This window comes from Acidimicrobiia bacterium (assembly GCA_041394025.1).
Lineage (GTDB): Bacteria > Actinomycetota > Acidimicrobiia > IMCC26256 > JAOSJL01 > JAOSJL01.
Genome location: JAWKJA010000002.1, coordinates 1040367 through 1057085 on the forward strand (window position 1 = coordinate 1040367; position 16719 = coordinate 1057085).

The window sequence follows — 16719 nt, forward strand, 5'->3', positions numbered from 1 at the left end:
TATCGTATATTCCGTCAGATGATTGGAGTGCCCGGCCGGGCCTCCCGGGGGGCGCATGGCACCACTGCTCGAAACCAGCGATCTCTCGGTGACCTTCGGCGGGCTCCACGCCCTCGACGACGTCTCGCTCACCGTCGAGGAGGGCTCCTTCGTCGGCCTCATCGGCCCCAACGGCGCCGGCAAGACGACCTTCGTCGACGCCATCACCGGCTTCGTTCCGTACCGGGGTGAGGTCCGCTTCGCCGAGCGGGCCCTCGTCCGGGCGCGCCCTCACCGGCGAGCCGCCGCCGGGCTCGTGCGCACCTTTCAGTCCCTCGAGCTCTTCGACGACCTCACCGTGCGCGAGAACCTGCTCGTCAGTCACGAGAAGCCGATGTGGTGGTCGATGTTCGTCGACGCTGTGCGGCCCCGGTCGGGCCTGTCGGACCCGGACGTGAACGGGGCCCTCGAGTTGCTCGACCTCACCGATGTGGCCGATCGCATGCCCACGGAGCTTCCGCACGGTGTCCGTAAGTTGGTCGGCGTCGGGCGTGCGCTCGCAGGCGATCCCAGGCTCCTGGTCCTCGACGAGCCTGCCGCCGGCCTCGACTCGGAGGAGAGCATCGAGCTGGGTGAGCGCCTGAAGACCCTCACGGAGCACGGCATCACGATCCTCATGGTCGACCACGACATGGCCCTCGTTCTCGGGGTGTGCGACCCGATCTGGGTCCTCGACTTCGGGAAGGTCATCGGATGTGGCCCGCCGAACGCCATCCAGCGCGACCCGGCTGTCGTTGCCGCGTACCTCGGTGAGCAGGGCGGGTCCCCCGCCGACGACCCTGCCCCCACCACGGGGACGACCCCGGCGTGAGCCACACCGGCACACCGCCTGGTCCGGGGCCCTCCCGCCCACAACACGAAGGACTCGACGGGCGCGTCCTGCATGTCGACGGCCTGACAGCCGGCTACGACGGTGTCCCCGTCGTCCGCGACGTTTCGCTTCACGTCGGTGCGGGCGAGGTCGTCGCTCTCCTGGGCCCCAACGGTGCCGGCAAGACAACGACGCTCCTGTCGATCTCGGGCCTGATCGCCCCGATGGGCGGCACGATCACGGTTGTCGGTGGGCCGGCGTCGACACGTCGGCCCTACGTGACGGCACGTCGGGGTGTCGCCCACGTCCCGGAGGACCGCTCGCTCTTCTTCGGGCTGAGTGGCCGTGAGAACCTGCGTCTCGGCACGCGGGGATCCCGGGTCGACATCGATGATGCCCTCGAGTTCTTTCCGGCGCTCGAGCCTCATCTCCGCAAGCGAGCGGGGTTGCTGTCGGGAGGCGAGCAGCAGATGCTGGCACTCGCGCGTGCGCTCGTGGGACGCCCCAAGCTCCTCATGGTGGACGAGATGAGTCTGGGGCTTGCTCCCATCATCGTGGAACATCTCGTCCCGGTGTTGCGCGACGTCGCCGAGAAGACCGGCACCGGCGTCCTGGTCGTGGAGCAACACGTCCACGTCGCCCTCGAGGTGGCCGACCGCGCCTACGTCATGAACAAGGGCGGTATCGAGATCGAGGGAACAGCCATGGAGCTGTCGACCGCCACCGACCGGCTCGAGGCCAGCTACCTCGGTCGTAGCGGCTTCTGAGGTGGGTGGGTCCTCCCCCCGGACGGTCGGATCGTTCCCCGGCAACAGCAATCATACAGATTATTGAGCTGATTTTGGCCGGGGCATTACAGTGTCGACCGTGCCGAGCGATCCCGACCTCACCGACGACGCCTGGCGTCTGCTCCACGAGATACGCCTCCGCGGGATGCTCGACGCCGACGGCCAATCCCGCGCCGACGACCTCGAATCATCAGGGCTGATCGCTCGCAAAGCCTCCTTCCTCGTGCTCACGCCGGCGGGTCGCGAAGCACATGCCGCGTGGGCCCTGCTCCCCGACGACTCCGAGGAGCGCAACGCTGCGCGCCGAACGTACGAGAACTTCCTCCCGATGAACCGGGAGCTGCTCCAGGTCTGCCACGACTGGCAGGTGACGAGCGGTGGCGCTCCCAACGACCACAGCGACAAGGCCTACGACTGGGCCGTCATCGACCGTCTCGCTGCACTCGACGAGAGAGCCGGCCCGCTCGTCCGGCGCCTCGGGAGAAAGGTCAGCCGTTTCGGCGACTACCGGTCCCGGCTCAGGGATGCCCTTCGGCGGGTGCAGGACGGTGAGAACGAGTGGTTCGCGTCCCCGCGTTGCGACTCGTACCACACGGTGTGGATGCAGTTCCACGAGGACCTCCTCGCAGCCGTCGGGGTCGGGCGCGACGAAGAGGCCGAAGCGGCGTCGTGACGGCGTGTCTCAGCCCGCCTGGAGTGCTGCCACGGTCCCGGCGGGAAGGTCGCGGTGGTCGAATCCCGGGGTGTAGAAGCTGATCCGGTCGAGCAGGTCACCGTACCTGCCGAGGAGCTCCCGGGCCACGTCGTCGGGTTCGGCGACCACGGCGAATGCGTGGAGGATGTCGTCATCGATGAGGTCACCCATCTCCGCCCACCGGTCCTGTTTCGTGAGGGAGCGCAGCTCCGTCTGCAGCTCGCCCCATCCGTGGAGTTCGAGGACCCGCCGGTAGGCGGGTGTCGAGGCGTAGAACGCGATCTGCTCCCGTGTCGCGGCTGCCACCCGGGCGAGCTCCTCCTCGGAACGGCCGGTCACGGTGAACATCGGGCCCACGACCTCCACGTCGGCCCGTGACCGACCCGATGAACGGAGGCCCTTCTCCAGTGCAGGCATCGTGATGTCCCGCAGGGACCTCTCGGTCGCGAAGCCGTGCACCAGGAGGCCGTCGGCCACCTCCCCCGCGACCTCCGTCATGAGGGGGCCGACCGCCGCCACCGCGACCTTGGGGGCCCCGAACCCCGTGGGCTCGGGACTGAAGAAGGGGGTCATGAGCGTGTGTCGGTAGAACTCGCCCTCGAAGTCGAGAGCCGCTCCCTCGTTCCAGCAGTCCCAGATGGCGTGCAGGGCGAGCACCATCTCCCGCATCCGGGCGGCCGGTTTCGACCAGGGCATCGAGAAGCGCCGCTCGATGTGGGGCTTGATCTGCGAACCGAGGCCCAACGTGAAGCGGCCGTGCGAGTAACGATGAAGGTCGTGGGCCACAGAGGCCAGGAGCATCGGGTTTCGCGCGAACGCCACCGCAATGCTCGTTCGAAGCTCTACACGGTTCGAGTGCTCGGCCGCCAGAGTGAGGGGCAGGAACGGGTCGCTCGCGACCTCGGCGGTGAGGACTCCGTCGTATCCCCGGCCTTCCAGATCCTGCACATCGGTGGGGACGCGTTCCAGGTCCGCGGCCAGCCCGGCATCCACTCTCACAGCTGCTCCTGTCGCCAAACAGTTAGATCTTTTGTATCTTAGGAGTCTCCCTCCCACCAAGGACGCCCATGACCGTTCCCACGATCGACGAGTTCACCGACGAGGCCCGCGCGTTCCTCGACGCCAACGCGCAACGCAGCACCGCCGACGAGTTCGTGTGGGGCCGGGGATCCGACAACGCCGGCATCCTCGAGGAGAAGACCCCGGAGCAGGAGGCGCGCGAGCTGGAAAGGGTGAAGAACTGGCGCGCGGCACTCTTCGACGCGGGACTGGGGTGGATCACCGGTCCACCCGAGTACGGCGGCCGCGGGCTCACCGACGAGCACGAGCGTGCCTTCCGCGCCCTCGAAGGCGAATACGACGTTCCGAGCCAGGCGCTTCTGGCCGTCGGGCTCGGGATGGTCGCCCCCACGATCCTGGCTCACGGGACCGCCGAGGCGAAGGAGAAGTATCTCCGCGCCCTCCATCGCGGCGACATCGTCGGCTGCCAGCTCTTCTCCGAGCCCGTTGCGGGGTCCGACCTGGCGGGGATCCAGACACGGGCGATCCGCGACGGCGACGAGTGGGTCGTGACGGGTCAGAAGGTCTGGACCTCGAGTGCGCATGTGAGCGAGATCGGCGAGATCATCACGAGGACGTCGCCCGACAAGCCCAAGCACAAGGGTTTGACGATGTTCCTCGTCGACATGAACGCGCCGGGTGTCGACATCCGGCCGCTTCGCCAGATGACGGGGGGCTCGTCGTTCAACGAGGTGTTCTTCGAGGAGGTGCGAATCCCCGACTCGCACCGTCTGGGCGATGTCGATGAGGGGTGGGGCGTGGCTCTGACCACGCTGATGAACGAACGGGCCTCGATCGGAGCGAAGGGAGGGGGCGGCTCCCTCGACATGACGCGAGTTATCGAGACGGCCCGTCACTACACCGACGTCGACGACCCCGTCGTGCGGCAGAGACTGGTCGACACGTGGATCCACAGCGAGGTGTCGCGGCTGACCAACCAGCGGGCTCTCTCGAGGATCGAAGCAGGGGAGCTCCCCGGGCCGGAGATGTCGATCGCGAAGTTGGCATTGACGATGAACTTCCAGCGGTTGGTCGCCACCATGACCGAGATCCTCGGCCCACGCCTCAGCGCCGACACGGGTGAGTGGGGGTCCTACTCCTGGTCGGAGCTCGTCAACGGTGTTCCGGGTATGCGCGTCGCCGGCGGCACCGACGAGGTGATGCGCAATATCGTGGGTGAGCGCGTGCTCGGGCTCCCGAAGGAGCCCCGCGTCGACGCCTGAGACACCCGGACACCCGCACCCGCGGCACCACCGGCCGGGTTCGTCCGCCGGTCACCGAGAGGAGCAGCCGATGAGCGCACTGGCCGCCGTCGACAACGCCACGATCCGCTCCCTGAATCCGATTACGGGCGACGTCGTCGGCGAGGTGCCCGTGATGAGCGCGGCTGAGGTCGACGCCGTGGTTGCGGAGGCCCACCACACAGCAGCGGAGTGGGGTGCACTCGACGCCCGTGAGCGCGCGGCGGCGCTGCTCCGGGTCCGCCAGGCACTGGTCGACCGCAGCAGAGAGCTCGCCGAGACGATCTCGGCCGAGACCGGGAAGCCTCACGCGGATGCCGTCTTCGAGGTCGTCGCAGCGTGCACCCACCTCACCTACGCCCTCCGACATGCGAACCGGGCGCTCCGACGGCGTCGCGTGCCCACGTCGCCCGTGCTCGTGAAGAGGGCCTGGGTCGAATACTCCCCCTACGGCGTCGTGGCCGCTATCACGCCGTGGAACTACCCCGTGGGGATCCCGTTCCAGATCCTGCCGTTCGCCACGGCGGCCGGAAACACCGTCGTGATGAAGCCGTCAGAGCTCACGCCGGTCACCGGTCAGATCGTGGCGGAGGTCTTCGCGGCGAGTGGTCATGAGCTGGTGCGTGCCGTCACAGGTGAAGCCGTCACGGGGGAGGCGCTCGTGCGTTCCGACGTCGGCAAGATCGCCTTCACGGGGAGTGCCGCGACCGGCCGTCACATCCTGCGTACCGCCGCTGACAACCTCACCCCGGTCGTGCTCGAACTCGGAGGGAAGGACCCGATGATCGTGACCGACGGTGCCGATGTGGCGCGGGCAGCACGATCCGCCGTCGGCGGGACCTTCAGCAACTCCGGTCAGACCTGCATGGCCATCGAACGGGTCTTCACGACACCCGGGGCGTACGGACCGTTCGTCGACGCTGCCCTGGCAGCCACCGCTGAGCTCCGTCAGGGTACGGCACCATCCGACCACGTCGGCTCCCTCACCCAACCCGGAGCCGCCGCGCGGATCGAGAAGATCGTCCGGCGCGCCGAGGAGCAGGGAGCGCGCGTCCTCACAGGCGGGAAGCGTCGAAGCGACCTGGGCGAGGAGTTCTTCGAGCCAACGGTGCTCGTCGATGTCGATCCCTCGATGGACCTGATGGCGGAGGAGACGTTCGGGCCGGTCCTTCCGATCGTGAAGGTCAGGAGCGTGGAGGAAGCGGTTCGGCTCGCCAACGACTGCGACTACGGGCTCAGCAGCAGCGTGTTCGCGGACGACGCGTCGGAGGCGCGGACCATCGCCTCGCGGTTGATGAGCGGAAGCGTCAACGTCGATGATGCGTTGGTGGGTTCGGGCATTCCCGCACTCCCTTTCGGCGGCGTCAAGAACTCCGGCTTTGGGCGCCTCCAGGGAGAGGAGGGACTTCGGGAGTTCTCCCACGCCCGGTCCGTTGTCGAGTCGCGCTTCCCCCGCCTGCCCGGTCTGGCCGCCGGCATGTTCACCGGGAACCGCCCTGATCCCAACGTGGTTCACCGGGGTCTTGGTGCCGTCTACAGCGTGGGGATACGCGCGAAGGTCGCTGCACTCGTCGGGCGCCGGTCCTGAGCGGGCGCCGGAACCGAAGACGGCACAATCGGTCGATGCGCAGCGACGGTGCCGACGCCGGTCTCCGGCCGTCGGGACGACGACCGCGGATCCCCGGTGGCGGCCCGCAGACGGTTGCGGACGTGCTGGCGCGCCCCGTCGCCGAGCGGCCCCGCGCGGAGGCACTCGTCGGTCGCCACCGGCGCTACACCTATGCCGAACTGGATGCGGCTGTCGACAGGGCCGCGGGAGCGCTGATCGACCTCGGCACCTCTCCCGGAACGCGTGTCGCTGCGTGTCTCGGGAACCATCCCGACATCGTGATCGCCTTCCTCGGAGCCATGAGGATCGGTGCCGTCTGGGTCGGCATCAACGTCGCCCTGGCCCCGCCCGAGAAGGCGTACATGATGGAGGACACGGGTACCTCCATACTGCTCACCGACACGGCGATGCTCGAGGGGATGCACTCGAGCGTCGGCCTTCCCGCGTCGCTCGACGAGGTGGTGACGGTCGACGAGACAGGGGCCGGCGAGTGGTCCGCGCTCCTCACCGAGGCGGAACCGGATCGCCCCGACATCGATGTCGATCCCTTCGCCCCGGCCGCGATCGCGTTCACCGGGGGGACGACGGGTTTCCCGAAGGGAGCGGTCCACTCGCAGCACAACCTCCTGCTCCCCGGAACGATGCAGCGCGCCGCTGGAATGGTGGAACCCGGCTCGCGGCAGGGAGTGTGCCTCCCGCTCACGATCCTCAACCTGATGATCATGCACCCACTCGTCTCCTTCCAGAACGACGCCGTCTGCGTCACGATGGACCGGACCGACGCCGTCGGAATGGCCGAGTTGATCCGCGACGAGCGGATCAACAGCTTCTCGTCGGTTCCCGCCCAACTGCACGACCTCCTCACCCACGACGAGATCCCCGACGAGTGGCTTCGCTCGCTGACGCGACCGGGCGTCGGTGGAGCCGAGCTCCCGGGAGCCTTCCGACGCCTCTACGAGGAGCGCTTCGGTGGGATCCTTCTGAACGGCTACGGGATGACCGAGGCACCCTCGGCGGTTGCTCTCACCGACACAACGAAAACCGTGGAGGGCGGCGAGACCTTCGTGGCGCTCCCCCACGTCGAGATCAGCGTGCGCGACGGGCACGACGCGGTGCTACCAACGGGCGAGGAAGGGGAGGTGTGCGTGGGCCCGGCCACGACGGGTCAATGGAAGGGCGTCTACACGCCGATGCTCGGGTACTGGGGCCGACCCGACGACACCGAGCGGACACTCGCCGGTGGTGTGCTGCACACCGGTGACGTCGGAGTGATGAACGACGACGGTGGTCTCCACCTGTCCGGCCGACGGGGCGAGATGATCATCCGTGGCGGGGCGAACGTGTACCCAGCCGAGGTGGAGCGGGTCCTGCATGACCACCCTGCCGTGGCGGCCTGCGCCGTGTTGGGCCGACCCGACGAGCGTCTGGGCGAGTGCGTCGTTGCGTTCGTGGAGCCCGAGCCCGGCGCCACCGATGACGCCGACTTCGGGATCGCTGCGAAGCTCACCACCCACTGCCACAGGAACCTCGCTCGATACAAGGTCCCCGACGAGTTCATACTCGTGGAAAGCTTCGAGCGGACCCCGATGGGCAAGATCCGCCTGGAACCGCTGCGCGCCCTCCTGTAGCCGATAGATCCACTGACCCGTGCGAGGAATCAGTCGTCGCGGCCCATCCCTGTCGGCATGACCATCCCGACCTGCTGGAGGTTCAGCCCGAGCGTCCTGTCGAAGGAGTCGGCGACCGCCCCGGGCGTCCATCCCCCCTCGCGCTCCATCCAGGCGATGGGGCGGGGCGTCTGGAAGAGCGTGTAGGCGTAGTCACTCCGACCGAGGATCTGGCCGTTCACGTGGCCGGCTGACTCCGAGGCCAGGAACGCGATCAACGGTGCGTTGAGAGCCGGGTCCTGTTCCGGCGGTGGCTCCGTTCCCGAGCGCTCGAACAATGCTGCGGTCATCCGCGTCGCGCCCGCCGGCGCCACGGCGTTGACGGTGATGCCGTAGCGCGCGAGCTCGAGGGCCCACACAAAGGTCATGCCCATGATCCCCGCCTTGGCCGCGCCGTAGTTGGTCTGCCCGAAGTTCCCGCGCAGGCCCGCCGAGGACGTGATGTTCACGATCCGTCCGTACTCCTGTTCTCGCATCACGGGAGCAGCGTGACGGGCGACGTTGAAGGTGCCCTTCATGTGAACGCCGACCACAGCATCGAAGTCCTCTTCGGTCATCTTCACGAGTGTGCGGTCACGCACGATTCCCGCGTTGTTGACGACGATGTCGAGGCGGCCGAACGTCTCACGAGCACGGTCGACCATCCGACCGGCGCCCTCGAAGTCCGTGACCGACTCGTGGTCGGCGGTTGCCTCACCGCCGGCGGAGGAGATCTCACCGCAGACGTCGGCCGCGGGATCCTCGGCGCCCTCGCGCCCGTCGAGCGATGCACCGATGTCGTTGACGACCACCCGTGCACCCTGGCCCGCCAGGCACAGTGCGATGTCGCGTCCGATCCCACGTCCGGCACCCGTCACCAGTGCGACACGACCGACCAGCAGTCCCTGTTCCGTCATGGCTCCCCGGCTCCTCCCTCGGCGTCGTCGCCGGGCAGCAACTCGTCGGTGACGTCACCGAGGCCCGCTACGGCACCCTCGTAGGTGACGCGTCCCTTCACGAGGACGGCCACGTCGTCGGCGGCGTTCAACGCCTGGTGCACATGCTGCTCGATGATGAGCAGCGTGGTCCCGTGAGAGCGGATCGTTTCCAGAGTGGCATAGACGTCGTCGACGACGATCGGAGCAAGGCCGAGCGAGAGCTCGTCGGCGATGAGCAGACGTGGTGGCTGCACGAGCACGCGGGCCAGCGACAGCATCCTCTGTTCGCCGCCCGACAGGGTGCCCGCCCTCTGTCGGCGTCGTTCCGCAAGGCGTGGGAAGACGTCGAAGGCCTTCTCGACGGACGCCGCCGTTGCGGCGCGGCCCTCGAAGCGCCGAAACGCCAGGACGAGGTTCTCCTCCACGGTGAGCGTGGCGAACACGGAGCGTCCCTCGGGTGCCTGGATCACGCCGCGACGGGCGAGCTCGAACGGTGCTGTCCCGGTGACATCGATCCCGTCGACCAGGACCTGCCCGGACGTGGGGCGAACCAGGCCGGAGCACACACGCGCCACGGTCGTCTTCCCGGCGCCGTTGGCCCCGAGGAGCGCCAGCGCCCGTCCCTCACGTACTTCCAGGGACAGACCGAACAGCGCGCGGAACGGTCCGTAGCCCGCGTCCACGTCTCGCAGTTCGAGCAGCGCGGCGCCGGGGTCGCTCATACGAGGTCTCCGAAGTAGGCCTTCTGGACAGCGGGATCCTGCATGACGGACGCCGTGCGGCCCTCCGCAATGAGCGTGCCGAAGTCGAGGACGTAGAGACGCTCGGTGAAGCGGCGGACCATCTCGACGTCGTGCTCCACGAGCAGGATGGCGGTGTCACGCTCGTCGCGGATCCGGAGCAGGACCTCGCCCATCTCCTCGGTCTCGGTCACGTCGAGGCCCGATGAGGGCTCATCGAGCAGCAGCAACGTCGGCTCTGTCATGAGGGCGCGCCCGAGCTCGACCAGCCGTCCCCGGCCGAGACTCAAGGCCTCGATCGGGCGGTCCGCATCGGCCTCCAGGCCCAGCAGTGAGAGCACCGTCTTACACCGTGCCTGCTCGTCCGCCGTCGGACGTCCCCGACCGAGCACGTCGCGCCCCAGACTGCCGCTCGCGTTCCGGGCACGTTCGGCCACGAGCATGTGCTCGCTCACGGTCATACCCCCGAACAGCTCCATGCGCTGGAAGGTCCGCGCCATTCCGAGGTGGGACCGCCGGTGAACGGAGGTACGTGTCACATCACGCCCGTCGAGGAGGACACGGCCGTCCGTCGGGCGGACCATCCCGCTGACGCAGTTGAAGAACGTCGTCTTCCCCGCTCCGTTCGGGCCGATCAACCCCACGATCTCCCCGGCCTCCACGGAGAGTGACACGTCGTCGAGCGCCAGGATGCCCGCGAAACGCATGACGATCGACTCTGCACGAAGCAGTGTCATGAGCGCAGCTCCTCACGGTGATCGAGGCTGAAACGCCGGTCGATCCATCCCACGACGCGTCGGGTCTGGAACTCGACGACTCCCTCGGGGTGGCGGGCGTAGGTGAGCGCTCCGAGACCGAAGAGGACGAAGGCGAACGCTCCGGGAAGTCCGAGGCCGTTCAGGACCTCGGGTACCAGCATGAGTGAGAAGCCGGCCATCACCGCCCCCTGGACCGTGCGCGTACCCAGCGTGGAGACGATCACCACCCAGAAGAGCCCGATGAAGGGCACGAAGTCGAACGGGTTGGCCTGGCCCTTGTGCATGGCGAGGAGCGATCCCCCGAGTCCGGCGATCCCGGCCGAGATGGCGAAGGCGATGACCTTGCTTCGGAAGGGGTTGATGCCGATCGACGCGGCTGCGGGCTCGCTGCCGCGGATGGCGTCGAGGAACTGACCGGTCGTGCCGCGCCGGATGAACACCACGAACGTGGACACGACTCCCAGGGCAACCAGGCACAGGAGGAACCAGGCGCGCTCGTCGGCGAAGTCGATCGACCCGATGACGGGGCGTGGGACCCGGAGCAGTGACGTCCCACCACCGACCCAGTCCAGGGGGACCAGGACGCTCTCGAACGCGAGAGCGAACGCCAGTGTCGCCAGCGCCAGGTAGACACCTCCCAGTCGCAGGGCCGGTAGCGCCAGGAGAGCGCCCACCAGGGCGGCCAGCACGGCGCCGATGGCCATGGTCAGCAGAACGCTCGAGTCGTAGCGCACCACGAGTTGCCCGGTCGTGAAAGCGCCCACGGCGGCGAAGGTCGCCTGGCACAGGGAGACCTGCCCACCCATTCCCGTCACGACCGTGATCGACAGGAAGATCGTGGAGAAGATCAGCGCCTGCGTCATGATCAGCAGCCAGTAGCTGTCGAGCACGAACAGGGCGACCAGCACGAAGCCCGCGATGACAGGAATCCAGAAGGCGTAGGTCACCACGCTCATCGTGTGGCTGCGCGTGCCCGATGCCAGCCCGGGGGGCGGCGGGTCGACACCGGCCAGGGGATCCGACGCCTCGCGTCCGCGGCGCAGGAGTGGCCAGAACACGAGGAGCAGGAACAGCGCGTAGAACGGTAGGGCCGGGCGGAGCCCTGTCGCCAGGACGCTGCTGGTCGGCAGGTAGCCCGACAGGACCGACTGCGTGACCCCGAGCAGGATCCCGCCGAGGAGGGCGAGCGGGATGCTGGTGAGACCGGCGAACACGGCCGCCGCCAGCGCTGCCACGAGAAGGGTCAGATAGCTCTCCGCCGTCACCTGGGCGAACAGAGGGGCGAGCAGGACCCCCGCCAGACCTGCCACGAAGCTCGACAGCATCCACGCCACCGATCCGATGCGGTCGGCGTTGATGCCGTGGAGCTGCGTCAGGCGTGGGCTCTCGACGACCGCGCGCATCCGCAGGCCGATCTGCGAGTAGCGGAACAGCAGGGTGAGGCCGACCACGACGACGACCGTGATGACGATCGTCGTGACCTGGTTGCCGTCGAGGGAGTGGTCGCCGAGCCCGGGAATCCTGAAGGTGTAGACGCGGGCGGGGTCGGGGGCGATCGTCGGTGGCCCGAAGTTGTTGAAGCGGGTTCCCCCCGCGATGTAGGCGTCCTTCGAGAAGAAGACGATCTTGACGATCTCGGGGATGGCCACGAGGAGCCCGAGGGACGTCACGAGCCGCGCCGCCGGTGGGGCGGTGCGGAGGTGCCGGAAGAGGAACCGGTCGAGGACGAAGCCGATCGCCGGTGCCACCACGACGACCGCCAGCAGGAAGGCCGGGATGTTGGGCCAGTCCCACTCCTTGCGCAACTGGAAGTAGAGCGCGGCCGATGCAAAGGCCTGCGCGGCGAAGGCCAGGTTGAGGACACCGGCGGTCTTGTAGACCAGCACGACGCCGACGGCCATGAGGGCGAAGACGCACCCGACCGGGACGCCCCCGATCGCGAAGTCGACGAACTCGGTCACGAGAGCGGACCGGGCGGGCCCGGCATCGTCTCAGAGCTCATCGCCGTGTCGGTTCCGGTCCGCTGCTACTGGAACGTCGGGTCCTCGAGCTCGGTCATGTCACGCGGGAAGCACACGAAGGGCTTCCCGGGCTCGGTGAAGTCGGGGTGCGGCCGGAAGCCGCCGTCGGTGACCTCGCTGAGCGCCGAGCAGTCCTGCTCCGGGTTCAGTTCCGTGTGCTGCTCGGGCCAGATCAGGCCGGGCAGGAGACCGTCGGCCGTGAACTCGTCGAAGCCGTTGATCGCGTCGATGACCTTCTGCTGCGTGAAGTCGGGCCCCGTCTCGAGGATCGCCTCCACGAGCTCCTGGGCGCCGACCCAGCCGGCGACGGCGGGCTCGGTCGGAGCGGCACCGATCTCGTCCATCCACGTGAGGAAGTCGTCGAGGCCCGGGGGTGGGTCCTCGGTCTCGAAGGGAGCGAAGGCCGTGAGAACGATCTGACCTTCGTACAGATCGGCGAACTCGGCAATGAACTCGTGGTTGTACGAGTTGGGCAGGAACATGGTCGGGTCGTAGTCCTGTCGGCGCATCTCCTGGAGGAGCGCGTTGACCCCGTTGAAGTCCATGCAGGGCTCCACGAGCTCGACGCCTTCGTCCTTCATTCTCGTGACGTCGGCGCTGTAGTCGGTGGTGCCGTACTGGAGGGTCGTGTCGACGAACGCGACCTCGGCGGTCGGGAACTCCTCGAACGACGCCTCGACCCCTTCCGAGCAGGCCGCCGACTGGGGCACGTTGTAGGCCAGTGTACCGACCTTGTCGACGCCGAGCTCCTGGGCGATGTACGGCAGCACCGGTTGCGGGCACCCGAAGCAGAGCTCGGAGCCCCGCTCGCCGAAGAAGTTCTCGGGGCCGGCGAACTCGGGGTTGATGTTCCAGCCGAAGACCGGCGTCGACGTGTCGGCGAGGAGCTCCGCACCCGAGAACGAGAGCGTGGCCACGAAGATGGCGAAGACGTCGTCCTGGGTGAGCATCGCCTGGACCTCGGCCTGGTTGTTGCCGAGCTGGTCGTCGCGTTCGGAGCCGACGACCATGTCACGCTCAAAGACGCCCCCCTCGGAGTTGACCTTCTCGAAGTAGGCACGGACGCCGTCGGCGATCGTGCCGTAGTTGCCGCCCAGCGGGTTGGTGGTCGACGCCACGACCCCGACCGAGATCTGCGAGTCGCTCACGCCGGGCTGATCGACAGCGGTCTGCATCCCGTCGTCGTCGGGCGGGTTGTCGCCGCCTCCGCTTCCCGAATCCGAGTTCCCACATGCGGCGGCGGTGAGTGCGACCACCATCAGTGAGACGACCAGTCCTCTGCGCATTGGTTCCCCCCGCCACGCGTCGTCCGTGTTGGGCCCTGCGGGCCGTGATGTCCGAAAGACCGGACCTGACTCTAGCGTCAGGCCGCCTGGTACGTCGCCCACCCCGCCGCCGTGCTGCGACCGTCCCCGCCATCTAGGATCCCGCCCGGTGCGCGCACGATCGGGTCGGACCATCACCGGGGCCGTCGCCGCGTTCCTCGCCCTGGCACTCGCCGCCGGTGCGTGCGACAGCGGCGGCACATCATCGGACGGGAGTACACAGTCCGACGACACGGGTGCCGTCGAGGGCGTGACCCTCTTCTCCGAGCGGGGCCCGTACGCCGCCGGGGTCACGACGCTCGACCTCCCCGACCGTGAGGTCGAGGTCTGGTACCCCGCCGGCACCCAGGGGGTCGACGAGGCCGTCTACTACATCCGCGACAGCATCCCTGAAGCCATCCAGACGATCATCCCCGAGGACATCAACCCGCCGTACGTGAGCGAGGCGTACCGCGACGTCCCCGCCAGTGACGACGGGCCGTTCCCGCTCGTGCTCTTCAGCCACGGCTTCGGGGGTTTCAGCACGACCTCCACGGCGATCACCGACCACCTCGCCTCCTGGGGCTTCGTGGTGGCATCCACCGACCACCTCGAGCGTGGCCTGGAGTCACAGTTCGGCGTCGACGTCGGCAGCGACAAGAGCGACACCGAAGTGCTCCGCGAGGTCGTCGACCTCGTGAGCGCGGAGAACGAGCGCTCCGACAGCGTCCTCGAAGGCATCGTGTCGACCGACGAGATCGCCGTGACGGGTCATTCAGCCGGAGGTGGCGCCGCCATCGCGTTCGCCGCAGAGGACGACGTCGTGACCTACGTGCCGATGGCGGCCTCGGGGGAAGGCGACGATGAGTTCCCGGGCCTCGACACCCCTGACAAGCCGTCGCTCTACCTGGCCGGCGCCATCGACATGGTCATCGAGCCCGCGTGGACCCGCGCGACCTATGACCGCGCCCCCGGGCCGAAGCGCCTCGTCGTCATCGACGACGTCGGCCACCTGAACGCGTTCACCGAGATCTGCGAGATCGGAACCGAGGGAGGCGGCGTCGTCGCCATCGCCCGCGACCTCGGACTCCCCGTTCCCGAGAGCCTCCTCGTGCTGGGCGAGGACGGGTGCCAGCCCGAGGCACTGGACTCGGAGCTCGGATGGGATGTCACGAACCACTTCCTGGTGGCACAGCTCCGGGAGGTCTTCGGCCTCGAGGAGCCCGGGACGGGGTTCGAGAAGGGTATCGAGAGCGCCTTCGAGGGCGTCACGCTCACCCTCGACGAGGAGAACTGATTCGACGGCTGGCAGAATGGGCCCATGCCGTGGGTCTTCCTCGCCGTCACGATCGTGGGGGCGTTGTTCACACTGAACGCCTACATACCGTCCCGACACCTCCTGCCGGCGGTCGTTCCGAGCTTCTTCGCGAGCTGGATCACCATCGAGATGGCGGGCTTCCACATCGCCTGGCAGGCCGTGGCCACGGTCGTGTTCGCATACCTCGGCGCCTTCGAGATGTGGCCCGGCTGGCTCGGGCTGGCGATCACTCTGGTGTCGTGGACCGGCCTCGTGCTCATCGTCCGTCAGTCGATGCACACCCACACGGTCATGGAGCGCGCGCTGACCGACGCCCTCGGCGACGACTACCGCTCGAGAATCCGACCTGAGCTCTCGGAGCGTCTCACCGACGATCTCCGGTGGCGGCACCTGATCTTCCCGCTGCTGTTCGGAGAACGTGATGTCGAGCGCATCCGCAACGTCGCGTACGGCCCCGCCGGGCGGCGCAACCGGCTCGACATCTACCGACCCAGGGGAGGCGTCGAGAACGCGCCCGTGCTGCTGCAGATCCACGGTGGCGGGTGGACGATCGGCAACAAGCAGCAGCAGGCCCAGCCGTTGATGCATTACCTCGCCGCACAGGGCTGGGTGTGTGTGGCGATCAACTACCGGTTGAGCCCGAGAGTGGCTTTTCCCGACCACCTGGTCGACGCCAAGCGGGCGCTGGTCTGGATACGGGAGAACATCACGGAGTTCGGAGGCGATCCCGGTTTCGTGGCCGCCACCGGTGGATCGGCCGGCGGCCACCTGTCGGCACTCATGACGCTCACCGGCAACGAGGCGGTCTTCCAACCCGGCTTCGAGGACGCCGACACCGATGTTCAGGCCGGTGTTCCCATGTACGGGCTCTACGACGTCCGCGACTTCGAGGAGAAGAAGTGGGGCGAGGGCTTCGTGAGGTTCTTCGACCGCATCGTCATGAAAGCCGATCGCGGCGAGAACCCCGACCTCTACACGCAGGCGTCGCCGGCTGCGTGGCTCAGGCCGGACTCTCCCCCGATGTTCATCATCCACGGTGACAAGGACGTGCTCCTGCCGGTGAGCGAGACGCGCCGTTTTGTGGCGGTGGTACGGGACATCGTGGAGAACCCGGTCCCCTACGCCGAGCTGCCCGGCGGGCAGCACGCCTTCGACATCTTCTGGTCGGTACGCACGAGCCACACCGTGGCAGCCATCAGCCGCTTCCTCATGTACGAGTACTCCCGCTACCTCGACCGGATCGACGTTCGCCAGCGTCAGTCGTCGGAGGTCGGGCGGCGGCGCTGACGTTTCAGATCGGACCGACGCCTCTTCTCCTCGACCCGGCGCCGACGACTGGCCTTCGTCGGACGCGTCGGGTTCCGAGCTTTGTCGGGACGCAACGCCTCCTCGATCTTCACTGCGAGACGCTCACCTGCCCGGCGGCGGTTTTCCGCCTGCGACCGGGTGTCCGACGAGGACGCACGAACCGTCGGGCCCAGGCGCTCGAGAAGGCGCTCCCTCTGGAGACGGCTGAGCGTCGCCGACGCGGCCACGTCGAAGCTGACCTCGACCCTCGTGTCGGACGTGTTGGCGTGCTGTCCACCGGGGCCACCCGAGCGCGTGGTGCGCCAGGTCAACTCAGCCTCGGGAATGCTGAGTGTGCGACCTATCTGCAGGCCTGCTTCCACGCCTTGACGCTACGGGATACGGTTCGTCGCACGCTCGACCACCTCATCGGGGAGAGAAGGTTTGCCACGGTCCCGAAACGCCC

At 68.0% G+C, this 16719-nt stretch carries 15 protein-coding genes; 8 read left to right on the plus strand and 7 right to left on the minus strand.

Annotated elements, in window-relative coordinates:
- Positions 1–55 precede the first annotated feature (55 nt).
- From R3A49_04825 to R3A49_04835, 3 genes are all read left to right on the plus strand, one after another.
- Entirely contained in the window at positions 56–850 is a 795-nt protein-coding gene (locus R3A49_04825) for an ABC transporter ATP-binding protein (GenBank protein MEZ5170055.1), read from the plus strand.
- Complete coding sequence (locus R3A49_04830) at positions 847–1617, plus strand: ABC transporter ATP-binding protein (protein MEZ5170056.1); 771 nt, start codon at positions 847–849, stop codon at positions 1615–1617. The genes R3A49_04825 and R3A49_04830 overlap by 4 nt, the downstream gene beginning before the upstream one ends.
- A gap of 100 nt (positions 1618–1717) precedes the next feature.
- Positions 1718–2311 (plus strand): MarR family transcriptional regulator, encoded by a 594-nt coding sequence (locus R3A49_04835; protein MEZ5170057.1) that lies wholly within the window; start codon positions 1718–1720, stop codon positions 2309–2311.
- 9 nt (positions 2312–2320) lie between these two features.
- Here R3A49_04835 and R3A49_04840 read toward each other — a convergent pair whose 3' ends face one another.
- Complete coding sequence (locus R3A49_04840) at positions 2321–3325, minus strand: TIGR03617 family F420-dependent LLM class oxidoreductase (GenBank protein ID MEZ5170058.1); 1005 nt, start codon at positions 3323–3325, stop codon at positions 2321–2323.
- Positions 3326–3399: 74 nt separating this feature from the next.
- Here R3A49_04840 and R3A49_04845 point away from each other — a divergent pair, with 74 nt between their 5' ends.
- From R3A49_04845 to R3A49_04855, 3 genes are all read left to right on the plus strand, one after another.
- Entirely contained in the window at positions 3400–4614 is a 1215-nt protein-coding gene (locus tag R3A49_04845; protein ID MEZ5170059.1) for an acyl-CoA dehydrogenase family protein, read from the plus strand.
- Positions 4615–4684: 70 nt separating this feature from the next.
- Positions 4685–6220, plus strand: coding sequence for an aldehyde dehydrogenase family protein (locus R3A49_04850; protein ID MEZ5170060.1), 1536 nt, complete (start codon positions 4685–4687; stop codon positions 6218–6220).
- A 35-nt stretch (positions 6221–6255) separates the two neighbouring features.
- Complete coding sequence (locus R3A49_04855; protein ID MEZ5170061.1) at positions 6256–7869, plus strand: class I adenylate-forming enzyme family protein; 1614 nt, start codon at positions 6256–6258, stop codon at positions 7867–7869.
- A gap of 29 nt (positions 7870–7898) precedes the next feature.
- Here R3A49_04855 and R3A49_04860 read toward each other — a convergent pair whose 3' ends face one another.
- The 5 genes from R3A49_04860 to R3A49_04880 all read right to left on the minus strand — a co-directional run bounded on the left by R3A49_04860 (position 7899) and on the right by R3A49_04880 (position 13630).
- Entirely contained in the window at positions 7899–8804 is a 906-nt protein-coding gene (locus R3A49_04860; GenBank protein ID MEZ5170062.1) for an SDR family NAD(P)-dependent oxidoreductase, read from the minus strand.
- Positions 8801–9547: an ABC transporter ATP-binding protein gene (locus R3A49_04865; protein ID MEZ5170063.1), complete on the minus strand. Its 747-nt coding sequence runs from the start codon at positions 9545–9547 to the stop codon at positions 8801–8803. The genes R3A49_04860 and R3A49_04865 overlap by 4 nt, the downstream gene beginning before the upstream one ends.
- Entirely contained in the window at positions 9544–10302 is a 759-nt protein-coding gene (locus R3A49_04870) for an ABC transporter ATP-binding protein (protein ID MEZ5170064.1), read from the minus strand. The genes R3A49_04865 and R3A49_04870 overlap by 4 nt, the downstream gene beginning before the upstream one ends.
- Positions 10299–12284 carry an ABC transporter permease gene (locus R3A49_04875; GenBank protein ID MEZ5170065.1) on the minus strand — a complete coding sequence of 662 codons (1986 nt, stop codon included), beginning with the start codon at positions 12282–12284 and terminating at the stop codon, positions 10299–10301. The genes R3A49_04870 and R3A49_04875 overlap by 4 nt, the downstream gene beginning before the upstream one ends.
- 65 nt (positions 12285–12349) lie before the next feature.
- Complete coding sequence (locus tag R3A49_04880; protein ID MEZ5170066.1) at positions 12350–13630, minus strand: ABC transporter substrate-binding protein; 1281 nt, start codon at positions 13628–13630, stop codon at positions 12350–12352.
- Between the two features lie 148 nt (positions 13631–13778).
- Here R3A49_04880 and R3A49_04885 point away from each other — a divergent pair, with 148 nt between their 5' ends.
- Positions 13779–14945 carry an alpha/beta hydrolase gene (locus R3A49_04885; protein MEZ5170067.1) on the plus strand — a complete coding sequence of 389 codons (1167 nt, stop codon included), beginning with the start codon at positions 13779–13781 and terminating at the stop codon, positions 14943–14945.
- 24 nt (positions 14946–14969) lie between these two features.
- Positions 14970–16253, plus strand: coding sequence for an alpha/beta hydrolase (locus R3A49_04890; GenBank protein MEZ5170068.1), 1284 nt, complete (start codon positions 14970–14972; stop codon positions 16251–16253).
- Here the strand turns inward: R3A49_04890 and arfB are convergent.
- Entirely contained in the window at positions 16223–16636 is a 414-nt protein-coding gene (gene arfB, locus R3A49_04895) for an alternative ribosome rescue aminoacyl-tRNA hydrolase ArfB (protein MEZ5170069.1), read from the minus strand. The two genes, R3A49_04890 and arfB, sit on opposite strands and share 31 nt — an antisense overlap.
- Between the last annotated feature and the right edge of the window lie 83 nt (positions 16637–16719).

What these genes read in the sequence shown, in the direction of transcription:
- R3A49_04880 (MEZ5170066.1), bottom strand. Translation starts at nt 13,630, where the DNA reads ATGCGCAGAGGACTGGTCGTCTCACTGATGGTGGTCGCACTCACCGCC.
- R3A49_04890 (MEZ5170068.1), top strand. Translation starts at nt 14,970, where the DNA reads ATGCCGTGGGTCTTCCTCGCCGTCACGATCGTGGGGGCGTTGTTCACA.
- R3A49_04845 (MEZ5170059.1), top strand. Translation starts at nt 3,400, where the DNA reads ATGACCGTTCCCACGATCGACGAGTTCACCGACGAGGCCCGCGCGTTC.
- R3A49_04850 (MEZ5170060.1), top strand. Translation starts at nt 4,685, where the DNA reads ATGAGCGCACTGGCCGCCGTCGACAACGCCACGATCCGCTCCCTGAAT.
- R3A49_04865 (MEZ5170063.1), bottom strand. Translation starts at nt 9,547, where the DNA reads ATGAGCGACCCCGGCGCCGCGCTGCTCGAACTGCGAGACGTGGACGCG.
- R3A49_04860 (MEZ5170062.1), bottom strand. Translation starts at nt 8,804, where the DNA reads ATGACGGAACAGGGACTGCTGGTCGGTCGTGTCGCACTGGTGACGGGT.
- R3A49_04855 (MEZ5170061.1), top strand. Translation starts at nt 6,256, where the DNA reads ATGCGCAGCGACGGTGCCGACGCCGGTCTCCGGCCGTCGGGACGACGA.
- R3A49_04870 (MEZ5170064.1), bottom strand. Translation starts at nt 10,302, where the DNA reads ATGACACTGCTTCGTGCAGAGTCGATCGTCATGCGTTTCGCGGGCATC.
- R3A49_04825 (MEZ5170055.1), top strand. Translation starts at nt 56, where the DNA reads ATGGCACCACTGCTCGAAACCAGCGATCTCTCGGTGACCTTCGGCGGG.